This is a genomic window from Pseudomonas sp. KK18, from assembly GCF_037094675.1.
GTDB lineage: Bacteria > Pseudomonadota > Gammaproteobacteria > Pseudomonadales > Pseudomonadaceae > Aquipseudomonas.
Map to the genome: position 1 here is coordinate 4,419,242 of NZ_CP146605.1, position 24,976 is coordinate 4,444,217.

Genomic DNA, 24,976 nt, shown 5'->3' on the forward strand with positions numbered 1-24,976 from the left:
TTTGGCGAGGATTTTGTTACAAAGGGGCCAGCAAATTGCCTTATCGGTGAATTTTCCGACCTGAAACCGAACCGAGTAACAGCGTTGCCATTCAGGCATTTTGCCACTATTGGTTGCCGATGGCCCATTGCCTGACGATAATCGCGGCGCTCTCCCACACTCACGCAAGGAAACGCCGTGAAAAAGCTTCTACTGTTGACCCCATTGCTCGCGCTGCTGTTGCAAGGCTGCGGCGTCACCATGACGCAATACGAGCCGAACTTCGATAACGTCCAGGTCCTCAAGCAGGCAGCGCCGCTGCAACCCGTCAGCAATGCCCAGGTGACGGCCGCGTCGGGCGAAGGCTCGTTGTCTGTACGTGCCAACCCGATCCGCTCGCCCAGTGGCAGCATCCCGGCGCATATCCAGGCTGCAATCACCCAGGAACTGCAACTGGCAGGCCTGCTGAACCCGCAAGCAGAACGTCATCTGCAAGTGCTGGTGGTGAAGAATTCGCTGTCGGCAGGCATGGGCTCCGGCAACGGCACCCTGGCCGCGCGGTTTACCCTGCTCAAGGGCAATGACGTGGTGTACGACGCGACCAAGGAAGTGAATCACACCTGGCCCAGTTCGTTCTTCGGGTTCATTGCGATCCCGAATGCCGCCAACGCCTACAACCCGATGGTGCGGGATTTGCTCAAGTCGCTGTACAGCGACCCGTTGTTCATCAAGGCGCTTAAGTAAGGCCTGGGCTGCGAGGATCGGCCACCCTGCCCTCGCAGCTGTTTCAAACGTTCAGTTACGTGTCACGCCCGTGGCACGCCGGCATCCAGCGCCGAATACTTCAGGTTATTACCGTCGACCATTTGCTTGAGCAGGGCATTGACCTGGCGGGTGAAGGTATCGGTCACCGCGTCTTTCGGCGTATTGGCCATCAACGGGATGAACCAGATGCCCATCCAGGTATTGATCGAGTCGTGGTTGGTGCCGGTGCTCAGCGCCTGGCCTTGTGCGTCCACCGATTCCAGCTTCATGGTGTACTGATCAGTCCCCAGCGCCGGAATGATGGTGAAGGTAAAGCCGCTGATAAAGGCCAATACCAGTTGGCCGCCACCCGGTGGATGGTTGTAGACCTTCAGGCGCAGGCTGTAATCGCCTGGCTGCTTCTGGAATTCATCCAGGGTCACGCGACCAAACAGGCCGGAGTCAGTCAGGACTTTCTGCAGCTGTGGCTTGAGCATGTCACGCGCTTGTGGGACTTCGGCCGCGGCGGCATTTGTCGGCTCGCCCTGGTAGAACTTGAAGTCTACGTAGACGTTCGGTTTGTTGGCGTAGCTGGCCTTCGATGGCAGCGTGACGGGTGCCACTTCGTCTTTCGTGAAGCTGGCGCAGCCGCCCATCGACAACGTGATCAGGGCCAACCCCAGCATTTTTCCAATGTGCATTACGACTTCCTTAGTGAATGGAGCGTCTCCATGGCCGGAGTTGCTGGGGGCGGATGATAAAGAGTGGGTGGGAATGTTAAAAGGCCATCTTCCATAAAATACTGACGATCACTGTAGGAGCGAGCTTGCTCGCGAAAATCGTTAACGATAACGCAGCGTGCCTGGCTTAGCGCGCTGCTCTCAGGTTCTTCGCGAGCAAGCTCGCTCCTACAGTAGGTGGGTGTTTACCACTGGTAGGTCGCACTGGCCTGCACGGTACGCTGTGAGCCATACCAGCACCACGAGTAGGAATAGCAGGACGCGACGTACTCTTTATTCGCCAGGTTGGTGGCGTTTACCGCCAGGCGCAGGTTGTCACCCTGACGATTGATGTGCGGGATGTCGTAGTGCACCGCTGCATCGAACAAGGTGTAGCCCGGCACCTTCAGGGTGTTGGCGGTATCGCCCCAGGAAGAACCGACATAGCGCGCACCGGCGCCTACGCCGAAGCCCTTCAGCGTGCCGTCGTGCAGGGTGTAATCCGCCCAGGCCGACGCGGTATGACGCGGCACCGCGTAGGTGGTGGTGCCTTCGGCCGCAATGGCCGGGCCGACACCGATGTCGCTGATGGGCGCATAACGCACGGTGTTGTTGGATTTGCTGATGCGGTTATCCAGGTAGGCATAGGCCGCAGTGATATCCAGGTTGTCGTTCAGGCTGGCCTTGCCTTCCAGTTCAAACCCGCGGGATTGCACTTCACCGTCCTGAATCTGGCAGCGGGAGCCGTTGCACAGGTGGGAAGCGTCCGGGTCCAGCGTCGGTACGTTGGTCTGGCGGAGGTCGAAAATGGCAGCCGTGATGAAGCTGTTGCTGCCCGGCGGCTGGTACTTGATGCCGATTTCCGTCTGCTTGCCCTCGGTCGGCTGGAACGTCGAACCGCCGTAGCCCGTGCCGGATTGCGGCTGGAAGGATTCCGAGTAGCTGACATACGGCGCCAGGCCGTTATCGAACAGGTAGACCAGGCCCAGGCGGCCGGTGAAGGCCTTGCTGTCCTGGGACGACTTGGTCTTTTTCTGGGTGGTCATCGCCAGGGTACTGTTGTCGGTGCTGGCCCAGTCATAACGCCCGCCCATCAACAGCACCCATTTGTCCCACTTCATCTGCTCTTGCAGGTACACCCCCGTTTGCTCGCTGCGCGAGGTGGCGTCGCTGGTGTACGCCGGCACCGGCACTGCCGCACCGTAGACCGGGTCGAAAATATCCAGCGTAGGCCCTGCCGTGTACACGCCGCTGCCCGACTTGGTGTCGGTGCTGGTGTTCTGGTAATCGGCGCCCATCAGCACGGTGTGCTGCAACGGCCCGGTGTCGAATTTGGCCTGCAACTGGTTGTCGAGGGCATAGGCGTCGATATTCACGTCGCTGGCGATGGTCGAGCGGCGGATGGTGCGGTAATCGCTCTCCAGGTAGTTGCTGTAGAGGCTGCGGTATTGCCCTTCGCTGCGCAGGTAGCGCGCATTCTGGCGCACGGTCCAGACATCGTTGAAGTGATGCTCGAAGGCGTAGCCGATGGAGTAATACTCGCGGTCACTCTTCTCGAAGCTTTTTTCGCCGTCGTAGAAATCCACGTCGATCTTGCGCCCCGTCGGGCTGTGCAGCACCGAGCCCCAGGCTGGCATCGAGCCGTAGGACGCGCCCTTGGGGTCTTTCTGGAAATGCCCGAGCAAGGTCAGCGAAGTGTTGTCGTCCGGGCGCCAGGTGAAGGCGGTGGACAGGGATTGACGCCGGGTTTCGGTGTGGTCGATCTGCCCGTCGGCATCGTCGAACAGGCCGGCAACGCGGTAGGAATAAACGCCTTGGTCGTCCAGCGGGCCACTCAAGTCAAAGGTCGTGCGCTTCTTGTTGAAGGTCCCGTACTCGACGCCGACTTCATGGAACGGCGTGTCCAGCGGGCGTTTGCTGACCATGTTGATCACGCCGCTGGGGGTGCCCTGCCCGTACAGCACCGACGCGGGCCCGCGCAGCACTTCGACGCGCTCCAGGTCGAAGGCGTCTTTTTGCGGCAAGGCATCCCGGCTCGACGGCATGCGCAGGCCGTCGAGGTAGGTCGCCGGGGTGAAGCCACGGATGGTCAACTGGTCGAGACGCGAGGCGGTGGAGCCACGGGTTTCCGGGATCACGGCAGCGCTGTAGCGCAGGATCTGGTTGAGGCTCTCGGCGTTCTGCGCGCGCATCTGGTCCTTGGTGACCACGGAGATCGACTGCGGGGTTTCGATCAGTGCGGTGTCGGTCTTGGTGCCCGACAGGCTGCGGGTGGCCACGTAGCCAGACACCGGGCCGGTGGGGCTTTCCGACTGGTACGCGCCGCTGATGGTGGTGGCCTGCAACTCCATGGCGCCATCGGTGTGCGGGATGGCTTCGAGACGGTAGCGGTCGTCGGCGATCTTCAGGGCTTGCAGGCCGCTGCCGGCCAACACTTGGGCCAGGGCGGCGTCGGTATTGTATTGCCCGTTCAGGCCATTGCTGCGTTTGCCGCGGGTCAGGCTCGAATCAAAGGCCAATACCAGGCCCGCCTGTTCGGCGAGGCTGTTGAGGGCCTGGCTCAGGTCACCGGCGGGAATGGAGAACGCAGCGCTTTCAGCCGCGTAGGACGCTTGAACGGTCAGCAGGGGTACGGCGGCAAACGCCATCGCCACTGAAAGGGTCAATGGCTGTAAAGGACGAGCAAGGCGCGACATGAGAAGTCCTGGGAAATGGGGGTTCTATTAGTCATGACGGCCATGTCGGAAAATCGGGTATGAATGAGAGCAGTTTTTATTCAGACTTTTTACCGAGGCTTGATCACCACCACCAAATCGGTGAAGTACTCGACCTTGATCGGCAGGTTATCCGCCAGCGACGCCAGGGCCGCGCCGGTGTCGTCGAGCTTGAATACCCCGGACACGCGCATCCCTTGCAGCGCCTGCGGATCAAAGCGCACCAGCCCATGGCGGTAACCGGCGAGGGTTTGCAGGACCTCGCTCAGGGGTTGGTCGTCGACCTTGAGCAAACCACGGGTCCAGGCGTCCGGGTCGGCGTTGCCGATGGGTTGTGGGGTGCCGGCACGGCCGTCCTGGAGCGTGGACTTCTGCCCCGCCGGCACTTTCACGTCGCCCGCAACGGTGCCTTTGACGGCCACGGTGGACTCGATCACGGTGACCACGGTCGCGCCATCCTCGGCCTTGCGCACCAGGAACCGCGTGCCCAACGCCGTGGCCGTGCCCTGGTCGGTGTGCACCACGAACGGCCGTTGCGCGTCCTTGGCCACCTCGACCCACATCTCGCCCTGCAACAGTTCGATCACCCGTTGGTGGCCGTCAAACTTCACGTCCAGTGCCGAGTTGCTGTTGAGCTGTACCTGGCTGCCATCGGTCAGTGCCACCTGGCGCCGTTCGCCCACGCTGGTGCGTTGGTCGGCCATCCACACCGGCAGGCGCTCAATCCCGGCCCAGCCGCACAGCAACACACCCAACAGCGCGACGGCCTGGGTGCTACGGGCGGCAAACCTTGTTTTCTGTGGGGCAAATGCACGGTTCAGGGCCATGCGCGCCGGGGCGGCGGGCAACTCGTCGAGGCTGCCCCACAGGCTGCGCATGCGCTCGATGGCGACGGCATGCCGTGGATCGGCCTGGCACCATTTCTCGAAGGCCGCGCGGTCGGCCTCGGTCACGTGGTCGTCGTGCAACAACGTCAGCCAGCGGGCGGCTTCACTGATGATCTGCTCGGAACTCACGACAGCGGGTCCGCCCCGTGCAGGGTGTGATAGCAATGCACCAACGCACTGGAGATGTAGTTCTTCACGGTGCTGGAAGACACCTGCAGTTGTTCGGCGATTTCGCTGTAGGTCAGCCCGTCGAGGCGACTGAGCAGGAATGCCTCGCGGGCCTTGGCGGGCAGGCCGATGAGCATTTCGGCAATGCGTTCCAGGGCCTGCAGTGCCACATGAATCGCCGCCGGGTCCGGCATCCCGGCATCTTCGCTCTGGATCGCCAGGGCTTCCATGTAGGCCTTTTCGATGCGCCGCCGACGCGCACCATCGATCATCAAGCGCCCCGCCGTGGTGGCCAGGAAGGCGCGGGGTTCCTTGATGGTATGGGGGTCGGCCAGCAGCAGGATGCGGATAAACGCGTCGTGGGCCAGGTCGGCGGCATGTTGCGAGCAGCCGAGTTTCTTGCGCAGCCAACCGTGCAACCAGGAATGATGGTCGCTGTAGAGGGTGGTGATGGTCTGCTGGCGACGGGCTATATCACCATCAGCTACAGGAAAGTCATGCATGCGCAAAAATTTCTCAAACAAGAAAGATTACCAATTGCGCGAACGATGACAGTAAAACGAAGGGGGAGCAAGGATGGAGTGATGGGTTGCAACGAATCTGCGACTTGCTGTGCCCACCTTGAAAGCGACCAGTGCGCACGCGACACTTCTGCGACTCATACAAGGACATCACGCATGACAACCTTCGCCAACACGGTCTCCACCCGCGAGGCCTATCAACTGCTCAAGGACGTGGCATTAGAGGTTCGAACGCTGAAACCCGTCAGCTCCAGCGACGAGCAAATGGTTGTCGACATCGACGGCTGGCAGGTCACGCTGTCAACCTGCGGGACGGCTCTGGAGTGCTGCCTGCGCTGTATTGCACCGGATAACAGGCAAGGTTCACTGGACACCTGGCAACGTTACGGCACCAATCCGCTCGATCTGATGAGCCTGTGGGAGCGAACGCAGCTGCAGCGCCTGGTGCATGCAGCCTTCGTTCGCTGAACGTGCGCTTTGCCCGCAATCACCCACTGCCAACATCAAACACTTTACGGATTAACGCCAGCTCCAGGAAACCCCGGTGTATACCCCCATGCCATCCCCCGGCGTCGACCGCGCCACGTCCAGCCCCTTGTCGTCATAACCCGGCGTGACCGTGTTCGCGTAACGCCGGTTGGTCAGGTTGCGCAGGTCGACCCAGGCTTGCCAGTCGTGCTTCGGCGCGTCGTACCCGAGCGTCGCGCCGAGCAGTGTGTAGGCCGCCGCGTAGTAGGAGTTGGCGTAGTCCACCGCGACCCGCGATGAATGTTCGCCATTGAGGCTGGTGTAGAAACCGCTCGGGTGGCTGTAGCGCAATTGCGCCTGGTAGTAGTGCCTGGGGATGCCGGGCAAGGTGTTGTCGCCGAAGCGGTCGTCGTTGCGGTAGTGGAAGTCGCTGTAGGTGTAGGCCTGGCGCAGGGCGAGCTGGCCCGTGCGGCCACCGTCCCACAGCGGGCTGATCAGGCTCAGCTCCAGGCCTTGGTGCACGGTTGGGCTGGCGTTGGATTCGGCGATTATTGCGGACGTGGTGGACGTCGCGGCCTGGGTTTCGACGCTGAGCAGTTCGTGGCGCACCTCGGAGCGGTACAGCGCCAGGTCCCACTGACCGAACCACGCTTCACCGCGACCGCCGACTTCCAGGGTGGTGGCGGTCTGGTTTTTCAGCTTCACCCCTTCACGTTGCAAACCACTGGCCGGGCCGCTGCCCACGGGGAAGTACTTGTTGGAACCCCAGATCATCGACCACGCATGGGGCGGTTCCACCGAGCGACTCAGGTTGCCGTACACCTGCAATTGGGGGCTGAAGTCGTAGCGCAGGCCAACCCTGGGCGCGTAATCCCAATCGTGCTGGCTGACGGGTGTGTGGGTCTGCGGGTAGCTGACTTCGGTTTCACGACGGGTGTAGATCGCCGCCAGCCCGGTGGTCAGCCACAGGTCCGGCAGCAGTTCCAGGTCGTTGCCGATATGCAGCACGGTGTCCGAACCCAGGTAGCTGTAGTCGCGGGTCTTGGTGCCGGGTGTGTAGCCCGCCGTATTGCCGGTGGGGATCCGCACGAATTCCGAGCCGCCGTTGTTCGGCATCGCCTGGGTGGTGCGCAGGCCGAGGGTGGTCTTGCTGTCACGCCCGAACAATGTGTCCTGGCGGATGTAATTCAGGGTGCCGCTGACGTCGGTGTAGGCAACCTTGAGACGGTTGGTGCCCTCGCGCAGGTCCATCGGATAATCGTGATACGCCAGCCCGACCTCGACCCGGGCGTTGTCGTCCAGGTGCAGAGTGGTTTTGTTGGCGATCCAGGTCGAGCCCGGTTGCGTGCGTTTCGAGTCTCGCGCCACGTTGAGGCTGGCGGCGGCGCGCGGGTCGTGGCTGATCTGGTCGCGGGTCAGTTTGCCGGGGGAATCGTTGTCGGTTTCGCGGTAGCGAAAGTAGAAGCGGGTTTCCAGGTCGGGGTTGAAGCGGTAGCCGAAGTTGGCCGCGATGCCCTTGCCGCTGCCGGCGCTGTGGTTCTGGAAACCGTCGTATTGCGAGTCGGTGAGGCTGATGTAGTAGTCGGCATCCCCCAGCACCTGGCCCGAGCTGATCTCTCGCTGGCCGTAGCCATGGCTGCCGGCTTCGTAGCGTACTTGCAGCCTGGGCGCGTCGTAGCCGGTGTGGGTCACGTAATTGACTGCCCCACCCAGGGCCAATGCGCCCTGGTCAAAACCGTTGGCGCCACGCAGCACTTCAACGCGGCTGAGCCACAACGGGTCCTTGAGTTCGTAGGGCGTGCCACCCGGGCCGGTCAGTGGCAGGCCGTCGAAGGTTTCATACAGGCCGGAGGCGTGGGCGCCCGGGCCCCGGTTGATACCCGAGCCACGGATCGAAAGCTTGACCCCTTCGTTGTTTGCCGCCTTGGCATAAACACCGGCCTGGTACTTGAACACGTCCTCGTTGGTGCTCACCCGTCCCTGATCGACGCTGCCCATGTCGATGTAGTTGGTGGCGCCGGGCACGCTCTTGAGCTGGGCCTGGGCCAGTTCGTCGGCGCTGAGTTCGGCGCTGCTGACTTCGACGGGTGCCAGTTGCAATGTGTCGTCGGCCTGGGAAACCGGGCTGAAGCTCAGGGCGGCGCCAAAGCCCAGCAAGGGCCAGGCTTTTCGGGAGGTGAACGGAAACGCGGGGGGCATGGGGGTAAATCCTTGGAATTCGTTTTTGCGACGGGCTCGGTCCGGCACAAGGTCTGTGGTGGGAAGCCCGTGAAGCGCGGCGGGTCACCATTGATGAACGCGCAGGCACCCATCGACGTTAAGTCCAAAATAGAATTACCAAATGCAAACTCAGTATTTATGGAAATAAGCGGCACCGATTACTGTAGAGCCATTGAGTCCCCAGAGATTTACGTCATGCAAACATCCGCCACCGTCATCGATTTCACCCTCCACCGCAAACGCCGCCAGGCTCGCGCAGCGGCTGAACTGATGTGGGCGATGTATGCGGCACGGGCCGGGGTCGCGCTGTTTACCGCACACGTCACCACGTCCAGCGATACCCGCCGGGCGTGAGGCGATGAATTTCCTGCACGCGATACCCGAAGTGCCCGACCTCCCCACCAAACCCAAGGACTGCAACAGCGGCGACGATGACGCCATCGGTCAGTGCGTGGCGCAGAACCTGCAGCGCCTGCGCAGCAAACGCTACCTGTCGCTGGATGCCCTGGCGCGCAACTGCGGCGTAAGCCGGGCGATGCTTGCGCAGATCGAGTCCGGGCGCAGCGTGCCGTCGATCAAGGTGTTGTGCAAGATCGCCAAAGGCTTGAAAGTGTCGGTGGCGGCGTTCCTGGAGAACCGTGCGTTCGAAGGGGTTGAACTGCTGCCGGCGCAACAAAGCAAACGCCTGGTGAGCGCCGATGGCAGCTTCATCAGCCGGGCGCTGTTTCCCTACGATATGGCGCGCCAGTCGGAGTTCTACGAGATACGCCTGAAGGCCCTCGGCGAGGAGATTTCAGAAGGTCACGGGCCCGGCATCCAGGAAAACCTGGTGGTGGCCCAGGGCGTGCTGGAAGTCAGCGTCAACGAGGAACGCTACCTGCTATCCACCGGTGATTCGATCCTGTTCTACGCCGACCAGCCCCACCGCTACCGCAACCCCGCAGACAGTGAGGCGGTGGCGTTCCTGGTGATCACCTACCCGGAACGCCTGGACTGAAACGCAAAAAGCCCCGGCACTCGCCGGGGCTTTTTGATTTCACGCCAAACCAATCAGCAGGTGCAGCACATCATCGGCATGCCGTTGCAGCTCATCATCATCGGCATGGCGCAGTCGTTCATCATCTTCATCATCAGCATGCAGCAGTTGTTCATCATGTCCATGCTCATGCCAGGCATCGGCATCATCTTGCAGGTCATGCAGTCGGCTTCCATCTTGCATTCCATGACGCACTTCATCATCGGCATAGGCATGCCCATCGGCATCATCATCGGCATGTTCATGGTCGACATGCTGTTCATCATCGCCATGCCGTCTTCAGACATGCACATCATCGACATGTTGGCGCACTGCATCATCATCGGCATGCCGCAGTTCATCATCATCGCCATCATTTCGGCGTTGTTCTTGAACATCGCCATGTCCATGCCCGCGGCCGGCTTCATGGTGCACATCATGGCCTCGTCGGTCATCTTGCAGGTCATGGTTGCCATCATCATCGGCATGCCCATCATCGGCATCATCGGCATCGCGTTGTTCATTGGCATCTGCATGGCGTTCATCATCTTCGAAACTCCGTAATCGACAGGAAATGAGTAAGTTCTGGGGCCGATTCTAGAGAGGCCGCACAACGGCGCAAGACGCTGGCCCAGCAGCAGGAATAGACGCTGCATGGGGATTTCCCGGGGCGCGGCAGCGGATAATTCCGCGATGACAGATGCTTTGGTGTGATCACGCCGGCCGGCTCCGCTATCAGGGCCAAACCGGCGCGATGGATATGCGATTGGGGAATGGCCCCCAATCAGAAGGAAATAAACGATCTAACCACGGTAGAAATACCCGCTCATTCGGCGAAGAAGCGGTTCGCCGGACGCGGCAGTCCGAGGTTTTCCCGCAGGGTAGAGCCTTCGTACTCGCGCCGGAAGATCCCGCGCCCCTGCAACTCGGGCACCACCCTGGCCACAAAGTCATCGAGCCCGCCCGGCAGCCACGGGAACATGATGTTGAAGCCATCGCTGCCCTCTTCTTCCAGCCACTGCTGCATCTCATCGGCAATACTGTGGGCGGTGCCGACAAACGAGAGACCTGCATAACCGCCAAGACGCTGGGCCAATTGGCGCACCGTCAACTGTTCGCGATCAGCCAGCGCCAGTACCCGTTCGCGGGAGCTCTGGCTGGCGTTGGTTTGGGGAATCGCCGGGAGGTATTGGTCGGGATCAAACTTCGTCGCGTCGGTACCCAGCGCGATCGACAGCGAGGCAATCGCACTTTCGTAATGCACCAGGCTGTCGAGATGCGCACGAATCCGCCGCGCATCTTCCAGCGTATCGCCGACCACCACAAACGCCCCGGGCAAGATCTTCAGATGGTCGGGATGCCGCCCCACCGCCAGCATCCGGCGCTTGATATCGGCATAGAATTTACGCCCTTCCTCGAGCGTGCCGGGCGCCACGAAGATCACCTCGGCGGTTTCTGCCGCCAATTGCCGGCCGGGCTCCGAGGCGCCGGCCTGCACGATCACCGGCCAGCCCTGCACCGGGCGGGCAATGTGCAGCGGGCCGCGCACATTGAGGTAGCGGCCCTGGTGATTGAGGGTGTGCAGTTTGTCGGGGTCGAAGTACACACCGCTGTCGGCATCGCGGATGAAGGCATCATCGGCCCAACTGTCCCAGAGCCCGGTGACCACATCGTAGAACTCCCGCGCACGGGCGTAGCGCTCGTCGTGGGCATAGGCCTGCTCCAGGCCGAAATTCTGCGCCGCATCCGGGTTGGCAGTGGTGACGATATTCCAGCCGGCGCGGCCGTGGCTCAGGTGATCCAGGGACGCGAAGCGCCGGGCAATGTGGAACGGTTCGTCGTAGGTGGTCGAGGCCGTGGCTACCAGGCCGATGTGCTCGGTGGCCTGGCTCAGGGCCGACAATAAGGTGAACGGTTCGAAGGAGGTGGCGGTGTGGCTGCGCTTCAACGCGTCGATGGGCATGTTGAGCAGGGCCAGGTGGTCGGCCATGAAGAACGCATCGAAACGCGCTTTCTCCAGGGTCTGGGCAAACTGCTTGAGGTGCGTGAAGTTGAAGTTGGCGTCACGGTAAGCGCCGGGATAGCGCCAGGCGCCGGTGTGGATGCTGACCGGACGCATGAACGCGCCCAGCTTCAGTTGGCGTTGAGTGGTCATGGAAAGCCCCTGATCGAGAGGGGCCCAGCATCGGATGGGCGAACGGCGTCTGTCTAATAACCAAAGGATCTGGCTTATGCCTGCGCGGATCGGCTGTTGTAGTCCGCCAGAAATTCTTCGGAGGCGACATGGTCTGCCATGCCGCGCAGCTGCGCGGCCGAATCATGCCCCAGCACCTCCTCTACCCGGTTATTGGCGGCCGCCCAGTACACCAGCGCCTCACTGAACAGCGCTTCGCCCTTGGGCGTGAGCACGCAGCGTTTGGTGCGCTTGTCCAGGGCATCCGGGCGCAGCTCGACAATCCCGTCGCGCACCAGCGGCTTCATCGCATGGGTCAGCGCCGACATCAGGATCGCCAGGCGTCCGGCCAGCTCCTGCAACGTCGGCCCTGCCTGCTCATCCACCGCCGCCCACCGGGCGATTTCACCCAGCAAGCCGACCTGCGTAGCCTTCAGGCCAATCGGCGCCAGCGCTTCGTCATACAGTTGGCCCAGCCGCCGGGCGGCACGGCGCAGTGCGTTGTTGGTGCACGCCACGTCCCCCAGCAGGCTCAAAAGGTCGGCACGGGCATCAGGCTTGTCAGTCTTGTGTGTTGGCATTTTCAGATCCTCCATGCCGGTAGAATGATTGAGTACTAAACCATTGACAAGGACAAACGCCAAGCCTATAACTTGAGCCCTCAACAATATTGGTTGAGTACTCATCTATTGGAGCCGTTCATGTCGATCCCTGCTTCCACAAAAATTGCCCTGATCACGGGTGCTTCTTCAGGTATTGGCGCTGTGTATGCCGACCGATTGGCAGCCCGTGGCTACGACTTGATCCTGGTCGCCCGTCGTGAAGACCGCCTCGAAGCCCTGGCGGCGAAGATCACTCAAGCCTACGGGCGCCAGGTCCAGACCATCGGCGCGGACCTGGTAAACCCCGCGGACCTGGCCCGTGTTGAAAGCCTGCTCGCCGGCAACCCGGCGATCCAGGTGCTGGTGAATAACGCCGGCCTGGCCCGCCTGCATCCGCTGGCTCAATCCTCGGTCGAGGATTCCACGACCCAGATCGCCCTGAACATCACCGCCCTCACCCGCCTGACCCACGCGGCGCTGCCGGGCATGCTGGTGCGCAATGAAGGTTTGATCATCAACGTGGCATCGGTGTTGGGCGTGCACTCGCTGCCGGTCAGCTCGGTGTACAGCGGCACCAAGAGCTATGTCCTGGCATTCAGCCGTGGCTTGCAATCGGAACTGGCGGAAACCGGGGTGAAGGTGCAGATCGTGTTGCCGGCAGCCACCGCTACCGAGATCTGGGACGCGTCGGGCATTCCGCTTTCCGCCCTGGAACAGGAGTCGGTCATGACCACCGAAAACCTGGTGGACGCGGCACTGGCCGGGCTGGATCAGGGTGAGACGATCACCTGGCCGTCGGTGGCCGATGGTTCGTTGTGGGAGACCTATGATGCGGCGCGTGGTGCGTTGTTTGCGGCCACGCAAACAGGCAAGCCGGCGCCCCGGTATGGGATCGTCTGAGGCGCCAGCCGGCTTTATTGAATACCGATGGAAATACGCCGCACAGTCTGCTCCTCACGGGGCAGGCTGATGTCGCCTTCGTAGGTGCACTCGCGGCCGGTGCAGCTGTTTTCCACGGTCACCGGCGCAAGGCTTTTGACCGGAAAGCGCGGTTTGGGCTCAGCCTGCGGCGTGAGCGGTACAGCGCTGAGGACAGGTGCCTCGTAGGTCAGGTCCAGGCTGGACGCATGGGCCTGGGTGGCCAGAACGGCGAGCAGTGCGCTCGCCATGACAGTCCTTGTAAACAACATCGAAATCTTTCCGGGCAGCAAAAAATGAAGGGGCAATGATAACCCCTTGAGCTGCCGGGTTGAAGTCAACGTGCCTGGACGGCAGGTTCCAGCACCAATACGTTGGAGGGGCCCGCACGGAATGTCGGGTTGTGCTTCGCGGCTTCCAGCATGTGCGGCGCTGCGTGGTGATCCTTGAGCGCCGCCTTTGAAGCCCACGTCTCGATCAACACAAAACTGTCGCTGTTGCCCTCGACCGGATGCAGGTCGTACTGGATGCAACCGGCTTCGGCCCGGACCAGCGGAGCGAGCCCGGCAAAGGCCGCCAACTGGTCCGCACCCCGGCCAGGCTGGGTATTGATGATGACGACAAGCCGCACTTCATCGGACATAAACAGCACCGTTATCGATAAGGAAATTGAGGCGCCACAGTAAGGGATGCCATTCTCTGGCGCTATGAAAAATCTATCAGTAAGCTACTTTCACTGATTGGATTGAGTCAGCACTCAAGCCCTCCCCCTTTTCTGCACCCGGCGATAACCACGTGATCGAAGTAACCGAAGTTTCCATTGCCCAGCTGCGCACCGCGCTCGAATCCGGCCAGACCACGGCGGTTGAACTGGTCGAGGCTTACCTCGCCAGGATCGACGCCTACGACGCCCCCACGACTGCCACCGCGCTCAACGCGGTGGTGGTGCGCAACCCGCAAGCGCTGGAGGAAGCCCGGGCATCCGACGCACGCCGGGCCAGCGGCACAACCCTGGGCCCGCTCGACGGCATTCCCTACACGGCCAAAGACAGCTACCTGGTCAAGGGCCTCACCGCCGCTTCCGGCAGCCCGGCTTTCGCGAACCTGGTTGCCTACCGCGATGCGTTCACCATCGAGCGACTGCGGGCAACAGGCGCCATTTGCCTGGGCAAGACCAACATGCCGCCGATGGCCAACGGCGGCATGCAGCGCGGCGTATATGGCCGGGCCGAGAGCCCGTACAACGCCGACTACCTCACCGCACCGTTCGCCTCGGGCTCCTCCAACGGCGCCGGCACGGCCACTGCGGCGAGCTTCGCGGCGTTTGGCCTGGCGGAAGAGACCTGGTCCAGCGGGCGCGGCCCGGCGTCCAACAATGGCCTGTGTGCCTACACCCCGTCCCGTGGCGTGATCTCGGTGCGCGGCAACTGGCCGCTGACCCCGACCATGGACGTGGTCGTGCCTTACGCCCGGACCATGGCCGACCTGCTTGAAGTGCTCGACGTCGTGGTCGCAGAAGACCCCGACACACGCGGCGACCTGTGGCGGATGCAACCCTGGGTGCCAATCCCCGGCGTCGCCTCGGTACGCCCGCAGTCCTACGCAGACCTGGCCGCGACCGGCGATGCACTCGCCGGCAAACGCTTCGGCGTGCCGCGCATGTACATCAACGCCGACCCCGAGGCAGGCACCAGCGACGCCCCGGGAATCGGCGGCCCTACTGGCCAGCCAATCAAAACCCGGGCCTCGGTGATCGAGCTCTGGGAAGCTGCGCGCAAGGCACTTGAAGCCGCCGGCGCAGAAGTGGTCGAGGTGGATTTCCCGCTGGTCTCCAATTGCGAAGGCGACCGCCCGGGCGCACCGAAAGTGTTTACCCGAGGCCTGGTCTCCAAGGAATTCCTCCACGATGAATTGTGGGAACTGTCGGCCTGGGCGTTCGATGATTTCCTGCGGGCCAACGGCGACCCTGCGCTGAACCGCCTGGCGGATGTCGACGGCCCGAAGATCTTCCCCCACGACCCCGGCACCCTGCCCAACCGCGAAGACGACCTGGCCGCCGGCATGGACGAATACGTGCGCATGGCCGAGCGCGGCATCACGCCGTGGGACAGGATCAGCACCGTGCCCGACGGCCTGCGCGGCCTGGAACAGACACGACGCATCGACCTTGAAGACTGGATGGATAACCTGGGGCTGGATGCGGTGATTTTTCCGACAGTCGCCGACGTAGGTCCGGCGGATGCGGATGTGAATCCCGCGTCGGCGGATATCGCCTGGAGCAACGGAGTGTGGGTCGCCAACGGCAACCTCGCCATCCGCCATTTGGGCGTGCCGACAGTGACGGTGCCCATGGGCGTCATGGCCGACATCGGCATGCCGGTGGGGCTGACATTTGCTGGCCGGGCGTATGACGATTCGGCGCTGCTGCGATTGGCATCGGCCTATGAGTCGACGGGCAGCAAGCGCCTGGTGCCGCCGTGCACGCCGGCGCTGGTGGCTCGTCAGGACTGATTGATTTCGCTGCTGATCTTGCGCATCAACCGATCGGCTTCCGACCCGGGTTCAAATCGAAAGCCACGCATCTCGTCGAGGAGCAGGCAATCGCTGATGGCCTCCCAAAGTTGCTCCTGGGTCGGCTTGTTGCGCAACAGTATGTATGAAAGCAGCAGGCGTTCGAGGGGAACGCCCCGAATACAGGCCGTTTCAATGATTGCCAGCAGGATAAAGCGCAGTCGAACTTCCCGCTCCGTGGGCCAAACCGTTTTTCGCTTACCCAATGCCGGGCCTCAGTGTCAGGAAAAGCGTGAGGCTATGGCCCAGACGGGTGGCGTTTCAAGCGCTGCAAGGGGAGAAAGCCCTGCTCCTACACAAAACAGGGAAAAAGCCCACGAAATCACCCCGCAGATCAACAGCCTTTCACACACGCTTGCCCATCAACGGATCACTGATGCTATGCGCCCCCGTCTCGATTCGCCCCGCCACCCGCCGCACCCAACCATGCTCGTCGCGTAGCTTGAAGTCATACCAGCCTCCATTGGGCTGGCAGGAGAACGTGCGCTGCACACGACCGCCGCCCGCAATCTCGAGCGGCCACGGCCCCTGCTTGGTGTAAGGGCAACGCTCGATGGTGATTGAGGCCGCACGCTTGCCGGGGTTGACCAGGGTCAGCAGTAAGGTGTCGCCGTGATACGCCAGGGATAACTCCGGCTCGCGACGCTGCAGGTGCCCCTTGAACGAACGGTGGAACCCATTCGGCCCCAACAGCCAGAGCTTGTAGGCGCCCGCGACTTGCCAGGTGTCACTGAGGTGTTTGCCGGCTTCCACCGTGTAGCGGCGCGGTACCTCGTCCAGGTGCAGGCGGTCGTAGACGTGGAAGACCACGCCCTGTTCGCCATTGTTGAAGAAGTCCAGGCTCACCGAACTGGCGCGACGGTCAACCGAGCCTTCAACGTTCAACTGGTACGGCAGCGCCCGGGATGGCCGCGCCATTCGCGCCTGGAACGGCGCCTGTTGCTGGCCCACCGTCGGCAGGGCAACCTGGGGCAGTTGCTCCTGGCGTTGACGCAGGGAGTCGGCGGCCTGGCGGCTGATGGTGTGCAGCGGCGGCAGGGTCTCGGTGTTGGGGTTGACGAAGTTGAAGGCCGAGGTGAGGTCGCCGCACACCGCCCGGCGCCAGGCGCTGATATTGGGTTCGCGCACGTGGAAACGCTTCTCCAGAAATTGCAGCACGGAGGTGTGATCAAACGCCTGGGAATTGACCCAGCCACCACGGCTCCACGGCGACAGCACCAGCATTGGCACTCGCGGCCCGGGCCCGTACACCCCGCCGTCCGGCGCGGGTTGCTGGCTAGAGCCGGGCGGTGCCGGGTGGGTGAAGATCTCGCTGTCGAACTTCACCGTGGACTTTCCGGCAAAGCTGCCATCCAGGCGCTTGGACGGGGCTGACGGCGACGGCACGTGGTCGAAGAAACCGTCGTTTTCATCGTAGTTGACCAGCAGCACCGTCTTGCTCCACACGTCCGGGTTGGCGGTCAGTGCCTTGAGGATTTCCTGGGTGAACCAGCCACCCTGCACCGGGCTCGAAGGCCCGGGGTGTTCGGAGTAATCGGCCGGCGCCACCAGCCAGCTCACCTGTGGCAGGCGCCCGTCGTTCACGTCCTTGCGAAAGCCCTGGATGATCGCTTCCAGGTCGCTGCCGCTGACCGCCGGCAGGGTGTTGCCATTGCCTTTGTACAACGGCACGCGGGCGTTCAATTGATCGCTGTAGGGCACAAAATCCTTGAAGTCTTTCGGTGGCACGGCGGGGTTGCCGGCCGCGACGCTGGCCGCACGAAACTGGCGAAACCCGGCCAAGGGGTTGTCGCCAAAGTTATCCGGCAGGTACTGGTAAACCTTCCAGCTCACACCCGCTTCTTCCAGGCGCTCGGGATAGGTTTTCCAGGTGTAGCCCACGCCCACCGCTCCGGGGCCGTCCCATTCGTTGACCACCGCCGCCACATTTGCACCGGTCGGGCCGTTGGTGCCGGTCCAGTGGAACAGCCGATTGGGATTGGTACCTGCGTGTACCGAACAGTGGTAGGCGTCGCACAGGGTAAAGGTGTTGGCCAGGGCGAACTGGAACGGCACTTCCTGCTCACGGTAGTAACCCATCGAGGTGGGTGTCTTGAACGTTGGCCAGGCGTTCATCCGGCCGCTGCTCCAGGCGGCGTGCTCGTCGACCCAGGAATGCGGCGTGCCGCTGACCCGCTGCGCGTTGCCACGGGAGCTGTCCAGGTGATAGGGCAGGATCCGCCGCCCAACGCCCTGCTGCTCCCACACCCGGTGCCCGCCCGGCAGTGGAATGGTGAAGCGGTCACTGAACCCGCGCACACCCGGCAAGGTGCCGAAGTAGTGATCGAAGGAGCGGTTTTCCTGCATCAGGATCACCACATGTTCGACGTCCATCAGGGTGCCGGTGCGGTTGTTGGCGGGGATCGCCAGGGCCTGGCGAATGGAATCGGGCAACAGGGTGTAGGCGGATCCGATGGCAGCTGCTTGCAACAACGTTCTGCGTGTAAGAGTCGGCATAAGACGATTCAATCCCTTGAAGTTCTGGAGCGAGGCTCAGGACAAAATAGGGACTCAAGGCGACAAAGAAATGACATCGCTCGAATCGCGCTCGACCTGCCCCACCTGGTACTCCCTCGGCGTACACCCGAACTCGCGCTTGAACACCGTGTGCAGGTACTGCGCGGATTTGAACCCGCAGTCATAGGCAATATCCGCAATCGCGGCCCTGGTATTTTCCAGGCTGGAAACCGCAGCCGCGAGTTTGAAGCGCAGGATTTCATCGTGGACGCTGCGGTTCAGTTCGCTGCGAAAATGCGCTTCCAGGGACGACCGCGACACGCCGACGTAGTTGGCGACCTGGGCGGTCTTGATGCCCTGGCAGGCGTACTGGCGAATGAAATGCAGCGCTTGCATCACGTAGGGATGGCCGAGGGGTTGGTGCAGGCTTGAGGTCTGCACGTTGACCGCTTCCGGCGGCACCAGGATCTGGCTGCCTGCCGAAGGCATACCGTGCAGCATCTGGTGCAGCAGGCGCGCAGCGGTGCGGCCCATTTTTTCAGTGCCCTGGATCACCGAGCTCAGCGGCACGCGGGTCAGGGTGCGGGTCAAGGGGTCGTTGTCGATGCCGATCAGTGCCACTTGCTCCGGCACCGGGATGCCGGCAGTGAGGCAGGCCTGCAGCAACTGGCGGGCACGGGCGTCGCTGACCGCGATGATGCCGATGGGTTTGGGCAGGCTGTGCAACCAGGCAATTTGTTGCTCCACCGCCGAGTCCCACAGCGGCGCGCTGGTGCCGAGCCCGCGATACACCTCCACCGGCAAGCCATCGCGCTCCAGCAGGCGGCGGAAGGCTTTTTCGCGCTCCTGGGCCCAACGGTTGATATCGGCTTCAGGCAGGCTGAAACAGGCAAAGCGCGTCAGCCCGGCTTCGATCAGGTGTTCATAGGCCAGCTTGATCAGGGCGAAATTGTCGGTGGCCACGTACGGAGTATTCCGTGGGTAAGCCCGCTCATCCTCATAAGACCCGCCCACCGCCACCACCGGCACATGCACACCCGCCAACGCGGGGCCCATCGCCGGGTCGTCGAAGTCGGCAATGATCCCGTCGCCATGCCAGCGCTCGATACCCTTGAGCCGGCAGACGAAGTCCTCTTCCAGGAACAGATCCCACGACACCCGCGTACTGCTCAGGTAGTTGCCGATCCCGGTGATGATGCCGCGATCGTAGATCTTGTTGCCATTGAACAGCAGGGCAATCCGGTGCACAGGCGGGACAGTTTTCACAGGGGCGGCTCCATGCGATATGTCGAGCCACTATGCGCGTAAAACCACTCAAAATCGAACCCCGCTCTGGTGATTTTCATAATCGGTTGGCCGGGGGCCGTTGCTAGTATCGAGGCAAGGTTAACGTGCACTCATAACAACAAGGATCTGGCGATGCCCTACTTTCCTGCGGTCGAAAAAATCCTCTATGAAGGCCCCGATAGCGACTCTCCCCTGGCCTTCCGGCACTACGATGCAAACAAGCTGATCCTCGGCAAACCGATGCGCGAGCACCTGCGGATGGCCGCGTGTTACTGGCACAACTTCGTCTGGCCCGGCAGTGACATGTTCGGCTCCGGCACCTTCCAGCGGCCCTGGCAGCAACCAGGGGAAGCCCTGCAAGTGGCACGCGGCAAGGCCGAAGCGGCGTTCGAGTTTTTCTCCAAGCTGGGCATCGACTACTACAGCTTCCACGACACCGACGTGGCTCCCGAAGGCGCAAGCCTGGCGGAGTACCGCGACAACTTTGCGCGGATGGTCGACCAGCTCGAAGGCCATCAGGAACAGACCGGTATCCGGCTGCTGTGGGGCACTGCCAACTGCTTCAGCAACCCGCGCTTTGCCGCCGGCGCCGCCAGTAACCCGAACCCGGAAGTGTTTGCCTATGCGGCGGCCCAGGTGTTCAGCGCGATGAATGCCACCCACCGTCTCAAGGGCTCCAGCTATGTGTTGTGGGGCGGCCGCGAAGGCTACGAGACCCTACTCAATACCGACCTCAAGCGCGAGCGCGAGCAACTCGGGCGGTTCATGCGCATGGTGGTCGAACACAAATACAAGATCGGCTTCACCGGCGAGCTGTTTATCGAGCCCAAGCCACAGGAGCCCACCAAGCACCAATACGACTACGACAGCGCCACCGTGTTTGGCTTCCTGCATCAGTTCGGCCTGGAGAAAGAGATCAAGGTCAACATCGAGGCCAACCACGCCACCCTCGCCGGCCACAGTTTTCACCATGAGATCGCCACCGCCGCATCCCTGGGGATTTTCGGCAGCATCGACGCCAACCGCGGCGACCCGCAGAACGGCTGGGACACCGACCAGTTCCCCAACAGCGTCGAGGAGCTGACCCTGGTCACCTACGAGGTACTCAAGGCCGGTGGCTTCAAGGGAGGTGGCTACAACTTCGACTCCAAGGTACGCCGCCAAAGCCTCGACGAAGTGGACCTGTTCCATGGCCACGTGGCCGCAATGGACGTGCTGGCGCTGTCCCTGGAACGCGCCGCCGCCATGGTGCAGAACGACGCCCTCGAACAGTTCAAGGCCCAGCGGTATGCCGGCTGGGACCAATCCTTCGGGCGTGCCGTGCTTGGCGGCGACTTCAGCCTGGCGTCGCTGGCCGAGCATGCCTTCAGCCACCATCTGAACCCACAAGCCGTGAGTGGCCGCCAGGAGATGCTCGAAGGCGTAGTGAATCGCTTTATCTACCCATGACCGCTACGCTCCAGGTCCAGCAGTGCGTCTAAACAACAATAAAAGGGACTCACCATCATGAAACACCTGAAAACTGTCTTGCTCACCAGCGTTCTGGCACTGCTTTCCAACTCGGTCATGGCTGACGCGGCCCACCCGAAAATCGGTTTTTCCATCGACGACCTGCGCCTTGAACGCTGGGCCCGCGACCGCGATTATTTCACCGCCGCCGCCGAGCAGTTGGGGGCCAAGGTCTATGTGCAATCGGCGGACGCCAACGAACAGCGGCAGATCTCGCAGATCGAAAACCTGATCTCCCGGGGCGTCGACGTGATTGTGATCGTGCCGTTCAATGCCACGGTGCTGAACAACGTGGTGGCCGAGGCCAAGAAAGCCGGAGTGAAGGTGCTGTCCTACGACCGGCTGATTTTGAATGCCGATATCGACGCCTACATCTCCTTCGATAACGAAAAGGTCGGCGAGATGCAGGCCCAGGGCGTGTTGAACGCGCAGCCTAAAGGCAATTACTTCCTGCTGGGCGGCGCACCTACCGACAACAACGCGAAGATCCTGCGCCAGGGCCAGATGAAGGTGCTGCAGCCTTCGATCGACAAGGGCGACATCAAGATTGTCGGCCAGCAATGGGTCAAGGAGTGGAACCCCACCGAAGCCCTGAGCATTGTCGAAAACGCCCTGACCGCCAACAGCAACAAGATCGACGGCATCGTCGCCTCCAACGACGCCACCGCCGGCGGCGCGATCCAGGCCCTGGCGGCACAAAAACTCGCGGGCAAGGTGCCGGTCTCGGGCCAGGATGCCGACCTGGCCGCGATCAAGCGCGTGATCGCCGGCACCCAGACCATGACCGTCTACAAGCCCCTGAAGCTGCTGGCGTCCGAGGCGGCCAAGCTCTCGGTGCAACTGGTGCGTGACGAGAAACCGGCCTACAACTCGCAGTACGACAACGGCAGCAAGCAGGTGTCGAGCATCCTGCTCAAGCCGACCGCGTTGACCAAGGACAACGTCAACGTGCTGGAAGAAGACGGGTTCTACACCAAAGCGCAAATCGCCGGGCAGTAAGCGTACGGCTCACTGCAGGGGCGGTTTGAGGCCGCTCCTGCCTTTTCGCTGTGGAATGAGTGCCCGCCATGTCCGACTACCTGCTGGAAATGAACAACATCGTCAAGACCTTCGGCGGCGTCAAAGCCCTGAATGGCATCGACATCAAGGTAAAACCCGGGGAATGCGTAGGGTTGTGCGGCGAGAACGGCGCCGGCAAATCGACCCTGATGAAAGTGCTGTCGGCGGTGTATCCCCATGGCACCTGGGACGGTGAAATCCTTTGGGACGGCCAGCCGTTGCGCGCCCACTCCATCGCCGAAACCGAAGCCTGCGGCATCGTGATCATCCACCAGGAACTGACCCTGGTACCCGACCTCTCGGTGGCCGAAAACATCTTCATGGGCCACGAGCTGACACTGCCCGGCGGGCGCATGAACTACCCCGCCATGATGCACCGTGCCGAAGCCCTGATGCGCGAGCTGAAAGTGCCGGACATGAACGTCGCCCTGCCCGTTTCGCAATACGGCGGCGGCTACCAGCAACTGGTGGAAATCGCCAAGGCCCTGAACAAGCAGGCGCGCCTGCTGATCCTCGACGAACCCTCCTCGGCGCTGACCCGCTCGGAAATCGAGGTGCTGCTGGACATCATCCGTGGGCTCAAGGCCAAGGGCGTCGCCTGCGTGTACATCTCCCACAAGCTCGATGAGGTCTCGGCCATCTGCGACACCATCGCGGTGATCCGCGACGGCAAACACATCGCGACCACGGCCATGGCCGAGATGGACGTGTCGCGCATCATCACGCAGATGGTCGGCCGTGAGATGAGCAACCTCTACCCCACCGAACCCCATGCGGTCGGCGAGGTGCTGTTCGAGGCGCGCAACGTCACCTGCTACGACGTCGACAACCCGGGCCGCAAGCGGGTGGACAATGTTTCGTTCAGCCTGCGCCGTGGCGAAATCCTCGGCATCGCCGGGCTGGTGGGCGCCGGCCGCACGGAACTGGTGTCGGCGCTGTTCGGCAGCTACCCCGGGCGCTACCAAGGCGAGGTGTGGCTGGATGGCAAGCCCATTGATACACGCACGCCGCTGAAGTCGATTCGCGCCGGGCTGTGCATGGTCCCGGAAGACCGCAAGCGCCAGGGCATCGTCCCGGACCTGGGCGTTGGGCAAAACATCACCCTGGCGGTGCTGGACCGTTTCTCGCACCTGACGCGCATCGATGCCGAGGCGGAACTGGGCAGCGTCGAGCAGGAAATCAAGCGCATGCACCTGAAGACGGCGAACCCGTTCCTGCCGATCACCAGCCTGTCCGGCGGCAACCAGCAGAAGGCCGTACTGGCCAAGATGCTCCTGACCAAACCCCGGGTGCTGATCCTCGACGAACCGACCCGTGGCGTGGACGTGGGCGCCAAATATGAGATCTACAAATTGATGGGTGCGCTGGCGGCCGAAGGCGTGTCGATCATCATGGTGTCCTCGGAGCTGGCCGAGGTGCTGGGGGTCTCCGACCGGGTGCTGGTGATCGGCGAGGGCCAGTTGCGCGGCGACTTTATCAACCAGGGCCTGACCCAGGAACAGGTGCTCGCCGCCGCCCTCAGCCAACCGAACGGGCATGACAATAATAATGATCGGAAGTCCGCGTAAATGAACCAGGTCAAACAGCTCTTCACCCGCTACAAAATGCTCGCCCTGTTGATCGCCGTGGTGCTGATCTGGGTGTTTTTCAGCTGGCAGACCGAAGGCGGTTTCCTGACCCCGCGCAACCTGTCGAACCTGCTGCGGCAGATGTCCATTACCGGCATCCTGGCCTGCGGCATGGTGCTGGTGATCATCAGCGGCGAGATCGACCTGTCGGTGGGCTCGATGCTCGGTTTGCTCGGCGGCGTCGCGGCGATCCTGGATGTGGTTTATCACATTCCCCTGCCGCTGAACCTGGCCATCGTCGCCCTCTGTGGCTTGCTGATTGGCCTGGGCAACGGCTACATGACCGCGTACCTGCGCATCCCCTCCTTCATCGTCGGCCTGGGCGGCATGCTCGCGTTTCGCGGGGTGCTGCTGGGCATTACCGGCGGCACTACGATTGCACCGGTTTCGCCACAACTGGTGTACATCGGCCAGGGTTACCTGCCGACGGTGGTCGGGGTGATTCTCGGCGTGCTGCTGTTCGGGCTGGCGATATTCCTGACCTGGCGCCAACGCCACAACCGCGCCCTGCACGGCTTGGCGCTGCCGTCGATGCTGCGCGACAGCGTGCGCGTGGTGTTGATCGGTTTCGTGCTGGCCGGCTTCGTCTACACCCTCAACAGCTACGACGGCATTCCCGTGCCGGTGCTGCTTCTGCTGGTGCTGCTGGGGGTGTTCAGTTACGTCACCAGCCAGACCGTCTTTGGCCGGCGCATCTACTCGGTGGGCAGCAACATGGAAGCCACGCGCCTGTCGGGGATCAACGTGCAGGCGGTCAAACTGTGGATCTTCGGGATCATGGGCGTGATGTGCGCCCTCGCCGGGCTGGTCAACACCGCGCGCCTGGCGGCGGGTTCACCTTCGGCGGGCAACATGGGCGAACTGGATGCTATCGCGGCGTGCTTTATCGGCGGTACTTCAATGCGCGGCGGTTCGGGCACGGTGTACGGCGCCCTGCTCGGCGCACTGGTGATCAGCAGCCTGGACAACGGCATGTCGATGCTCGACGTGGACAGCTACTGGCAGATGATCGTCAAGGGCAGCATCCTGGTGCTGGCGGTGTGGGTGGATGTGAGTACACGGACGGGGCGTCGCTGAGGTTGGGGCAATGGCATGGAGCTTGCTCTTGACCAGCAGGCGGCCGATATCGGCCTCGACTTGAGCAGAAACGACCCACGAGGCACATGCCATGCACAGTTTGTTCTTTGCAACCGCTCAGATGATCAACGGCCGCGTACAGTCCGTTGATTCCATGGACAAACATCCGGACCCTAGGGCAATGCCCCTTGAACTGCAGGCAAAGCTTGGCATCGCCCTTG

23 protein-coding genes are annotated in these 24,976 nt (G+C 62.3%); 11 read left to right on the forward strand and 12 right to left on the reverse strand.

The features are described from left to right. Positions 1 to 177: 177 nt before the first annotated feature. On the forward strand, positions 178 to 723 hold the full coding sequence (locus tag V6607_RS20035) for a hypothetical protein (protein WP_003219695.1): 546 nt from the start codon (positions 178 to 180) through the stop codon (positions 721 to 723). 62 nt (positions 724 to 785) lie between these two features. On the opposite strand, the gene V6607_RS20040 is transcribed toward V6607_RS20035, so the two are convergent. The 4 genes from V6607_RS20040 to V6607_RS20055 form a co-directional block, all read right to left on the reverse strand. Next, entirely contained in the window at positions 786 to 1,424 is a 639-nt protein-coding gene (locus tag V6607_RS20040) for a hypothetical protein (protein WP_134326911.1), read from the reverse strand. 224 nt (positions 1,425 to 1,648) lie between these two features. Then, a complete protein-coding gene (locus V6607_RS20045) occupies positions 1,649 to 4,138 on the reverse strand; it encodes a TonB-dependent siderophore receptor (protein WP_134326912.1) in 2,490 nt (829 codons plus the stop codon). An 89-nt stretch (positions 4,139 to 4,227) separates the two neighbouring features. Then, positions 4,228 to 5,172, reverse strand: a complete 945-nt coding sequence (locus V6607_RS20050) for a FecR family protein (protein ID WP_134326913.1) — start codon at positions 5,170 to 5,172, stop codon at positions 4,228 to 4,230. After that, positions 5,169 to 5,714, reverse strand: a complete 546-nt coding sequence (locus V6607_RS20055) for a sigma-70 family RNA polymerase sigma factor (protein ID WP_003219688.1) — start codon at positions 5,712 to 5,714, stop codon at positions 5,169 to 5,171. The genes V6607_RS20050 and V6607_RS20055 overlap by 4 nt, the downstream gene beginning before the upstream one ends. Positions 5,715 to 5,888: 174 nt before the next feature. Here V6607_RS20055 and V6607_RS20060 point away from each other — a divergent pair, with 174 nt between their 5' ends. Next, positions 5,889 to 6,200 carry a hypothetical protein gene (locus tag V6607_RS20060; RefSeq protein ID WP_102605590.1) on the forward strand — a complete coding sequence of 104 codons (312 nt, stop codon included), beginning with the start codon at positions 5,889 to 5,891 and terminating at the stop codon, positions 6,198 to 6,200. A 51-nt stretch (positions 6,201 to 6,251) separates the two neighbouring features. Here the strand turns inward: V6607_RS20060 and V6607_RS20065 are convergent, their stop codons facing one another. After that, positions 6,252 to 8,399, reverse strand: coding sequence for a TonB-dependent receptor (locus V6607_RS20065; RefSeq protein ID WP_134326914.1), 2,148 nt, complete (start codon positions 8,397 to 8,399; stop codon positions 6,252 to 6,254). Between the two features lie 216 nt (positions 8,400 to 8,615). Here V6607_RS20065 and V6607_RS20070 point away from each other — a divergent pair, with 216 nt between their 5' ends. The 3 genes from V6607_RS20070 to V6607_RS20080 are packed head-to-tail and all read left to right on the forward strand — an operon-like array spanning position 8,616 to position 9,999. Continuing rightward, on the forward strand, positions 8,616 to 8,774 hold the full coding sequence (locus V6607_RS20070; protein WP_003219684.1) for a hypothetical protein: 159 nt from the start codon (positions 8,616 to 8,618) through the stop codon (positions 8,772 to 8,774). A gap of 4 nt (positions 8,775 to 8,778) precedes the next feature. Continuing rightward, positions 8,779 to 9,417 (forward strand): XRE family transcriptional regulator, encoded by a 639-nt coding sequence (locus V6607_RS20075; RefSeq protein WP_008436005.1) that lies wholly within the window; start codon positions 8,779 to 8,781, stop codon positions 9,415 to 9,417. Between the two features lie 60 nt (positions 9,418 to 9,477). Beyond that, positions 9,478 to 9,999, forward strand: coding sequence for a hypothetical protein (locus tag V6607_RS20080; protein ID WP_043225000.1), 522 nt, complete (start codon positions 9,478 to 9,480; stop codon positions 9,997 to 9,999). Between the two features lie 262 nt (positions 10,000 to 10,261). Here V6607_RS20080 and V6607_RS20085 read toward each other — a convergent pair whose 3' ends face one another. Together V6607_RS20085 and V6607_RS20090 are read right to left on the reverse strand one after the other, a co-directional pair. After that, positions 10,262 to 11,590, reverse strand: a complete 1,329-nt coding sequence (locus V6607_RS20085) for an LLM class flavin-dependent oxidoreductase (RefSeq protein WP_134326915.1) — start codon at positions 11,588 to 11,590, stop codon at positions 10,262 to 10,264. Between the two features lie 74 nt (positions 11,591 to 11,664). Further along, a complete protein-coding gene (locus tag V6607_RS20090) occupies positions 11,665 to 12,189 on the reverse strand; it encodes a MarR family winged helix-turn-helix transcriptional regulator (RefSeq protein ID WP_003219677.1) in 525 nt (174 codons plus the stop codon). A 120-nt stretch (positions 12,190 to 12,309) separates the two neighbouring features. On the opposite strand from V6607_RS20090, the gene V6607_RS20095 reads away from it, so the two are divergent. After that, on the forward strand, positions 12,310 to 13,110 hold the full coding sequence (locus V6607_RS20095) for an SDR family oxidoreductase (protein ID WP_102369415.1): 801 nt from the start codon (positions 12,310 to 12,312) through the stop codon (positions 13,108 to 13,110). A gap of 14 nt (positions 13,111 to 13,124) precedes the next feature. Here the strand turns inward: V6607_RS20095 and V6607_RS20100 are convergent, their stop codons facing one another. Both V6607_RS20100 and V6607_RS20105 read right to left on the reverse strand, forming a co-directional pair. After that, entirely contained in the window at positions 13,125 to 13,379 is a 255-nt protein-coding gene (locus V6607_RS20100; protein ID WP_003219674.1) for a hypothetical protein, read from the reverse strand. 86 nt (positions 13,380 to 13,465) lie between these two features. Then, a complete protein-coding gene (locus tag V6607_RS20105; RefSeq protein ID WP_003219672.1) occupies positions 13,466 to 13,771 on the reverse strand; it encodes a putative quinol monooxygenase in 306 nt (101 codons plus the stop codon). A 152-nt stretch (positions 13,772 to 13,923) separates the two neighbouring features. Between V6607_RS20105 and V6607_RS20110 the strand changes: the two genes are divergently transcribed. After that, entirely contained in the window at positions 13,924 to 15,639 is a 1,716-nt protein-coding gene (locus V6607_RS20110; RefSeq protein ID WP_134326916.1) for an amidase, read from the forward strand. On the opposite strand, the gene V6607_RS20115 is transcribed toward V6607_RS20110, so the two are convergent. From V6607_RS20115 to V6607_RS20125, 3 genes are all read right to left on the reverse strand, one after another. After that, a complete protein-coding gene (locus tag V6607_RS20115) occupies positions 15,630 to 15,905 on the reverse strand; it encodes a hypothetical protein (protein ID WP_003219667.1) in 276 nt (91 codons plus the stop codon). The genes V6607_RS20110 and V6607_RS20115 overlap by 10 nt on opposite strands. Before the next feature lie 139 nt (positions 15,906 to 16,044). Further along, positions 16,045 to 18,195, reverse strand: a complete 2,151-nt coding sequence (locus V6607_RS20120; protein ID WP_134326917.1) for a phospholipase C, phosphocholine-specific — start codon at positions 18,193 to 18,195, stop codon at positions 16,045 to 16,047. 54 nt (positions 18,196 to 18,249) lie between these two features. Continuing rightward, the gene (locus V6607_RS20125) at positions 18,250 to 19,461 is read right to left on the reverse strand and encodes a DNA-binding transcriptional regulator (RefSeq protein ID WP_134326918.1); all 1,212 of its coding nucleotides are present in this window, start codon (positions 19,459 to 19,461) and stop codon (positions 18,250 to 18,252) included. A gap of 153 nt (positions 19,462 to 19,614) precedes the next feature. On the opposite strand from V6607_RS20125, the gene xylA reads away from it, so the two are divergent. The 4 genes from xylA to V6607_RS20145 all read left to right on the forward strand — a co-directional run bounded on the left by xylA (position 19,615) and on the right by V6607_RS20145 (position 24,755). Next, complete coding sequence (gene xylA / locus V6607_RS20130; RefSeq protein ID WP_102369419.1) at positions 19,615 to 20,931, forward strand: xylose isomerase; 1,317 nt, start codon at positions 19,615 to 19,617, stop codon at positions 20,929 to 20,931. 57 nt (positions 20,932 to 20,988) lie between these two features. Next, the gene (xylF, locus tag V6607_RS20135; RefSeq protein ID WP_003219660.1) at positions 20,989 to 21,990 is read left to right on the forward strand and encodes a D-xylose ABC transporter substrate-binding protein; all 1,002 of its coding nucleotides are present in this window, start codon (positions 20,989 to 20,991) and stop codon (positions 21,988 to 21,990) included. A gap of 68 nt (positions 21,991 to 22,058) precedes the next feature. Beyond that, complete coding sequence (gene xylG, locus V6607_RS20140; protein ID WP_134326919.1) at positions 22,059 to 23,618, forward strand: D-xylose ABC transporter ATP-binding protein; 1,560 nt, start codon at positions 22,059 to 22,061, stop codon at positions 23,616 to 23,618. Beyond that, positions 23,619 to 24,755, forward strand: coding sequence for a sugar ABC transporter permease (locus V6607_RS20145; RefSeq protein ID WP_003219656.1), 1,137 nt, complete (start codon positions 23,619 to 23,621; stop codon positions 24,753 to 24,755). Positions 24,756 to 24,976: the final 221 nt, after the last annotated feature.

Excerpts from the sequence above, each read along its gene's own strand:
- V6607_RS20040 (WP_134326911.1), bottom strand. The coding sequence starts at position 1,424 with ATGCACATTGGAAAAATGCTGGGGTTGGCCCTGATCACGTTGTCGATG.
- V6607_RS20045 (WP_134326912.1), bottom strand. The coding sequence starts at position 4,138 with ATGTCGCGCCTTGCTCGTCCTTTACAGCCATTGACCCTTTCAGTGGCG.
- V6607_RS20055 (WP_003219688.1), bottom strand. The coding sequence starts at position 5,714 with ATGCATGACTTTCCTGTAGCTGATGGTGATATAGCCCGTCGCCAGCAG.
- V6607_RS20060 (WP_102605590.1), top strand. The coding sequence starts at position 5,889 with ATGACAACCTTCGCCAACACGGTCTCCACCCGCGAGGCCTATCAACTG.
- V6607_RS20065 (WP_134326914.1), bottom strand. The coding sequence starts at position 8,399 with ATGCCCCCCGCGTTTCCGTTCACCTCCCGAAAAGCCTGGCCCTTGCTG.
- V6607_RS20070 (WP_003219684.1), top strand. The coding sequence starts at position 8,616 with ATGCAAACATCCGCCACCGTCATCGATTTCACCCTCCACCGCAAACGC.
- V6607_RS20075 (WP_008436005.1), top strand. The coding sequence starts at position 8,779 with ATGAATTTCCTGCACGCGATACCCGAAGTGCCCGACCTCCCCACCAAA.
- V6607_RS20085 (WP_134326915.1), bottom strand. The coding sequence starts at position 11,590 with ATGACCACTCAACGCCAACTGAAGCTGGGCGCGTTCATGCGTCCGGTC.
- V6607_RS20090 (WP_003219677.1), bottom strand. The coding sequence starts at position 12,189 with ATGCCAACACACAAGACTGACAAGCCTGATGCCCGTGCCGACCTTTTG.
- V6607_RS20095 (WP_102369415.1), top strand. The coding sequence starts at position 12,310 with ATGTCGATCCCTGCTTCCACAAAAATTGCCCTGATCACGGGTGCTTCT.
- V6607_RS20100 (WP_003219674.1), bottom strand. The coding sequence starts at position 13,379 with ATGGCGAGCGCACTGCTCGCCGTTCTGGCCACCCAGGCCCATGCGTCC.
- V6607_RS20105 (WP_003219672.1), bottom strand. The coding sequence starts at position 13,771 with ATGTCCGATGAAGTGCGGCTTGTCGTCATCATCAATACCCAGCCTGGC.
- V6607_RS20120 (WP_134326917.1), bottom strand. The coding sequence starts at position 18,195 with ATGCCGACTCTTACACGCAGAACGTTGTTGCAAGCAGCTGCCATCGGA.
- xylA (WP_102369419.1), top strand. The coding sequence starts at position 19,615 with ATGCCCTACTTTCCTGCGGTCGAAAAAATCCTCTATGAAGGCCCCGAT.
- xylF (WP_003219660.1), top strand. The coding sequence starts at position 20,989 with ATGAAACACCTGAAAACTGTCTTGCTCACCAGCGTTCTGGCACTGCTT.
- xylG (WP_134326919.1), top strand. The coding sequence starts at position 22,059 with ATGTCCGACTACCTGCTGGAAATGAACAACATCGTCAAGACCTTCGGC.
- V6607_RS20145 (WP_003219656.1), top strand. The coding sequence starts at position 23,619 with ATGAACCAGGTCAAACAGCTCTTCACCCGCTACAAAATGCTCGCCCTG.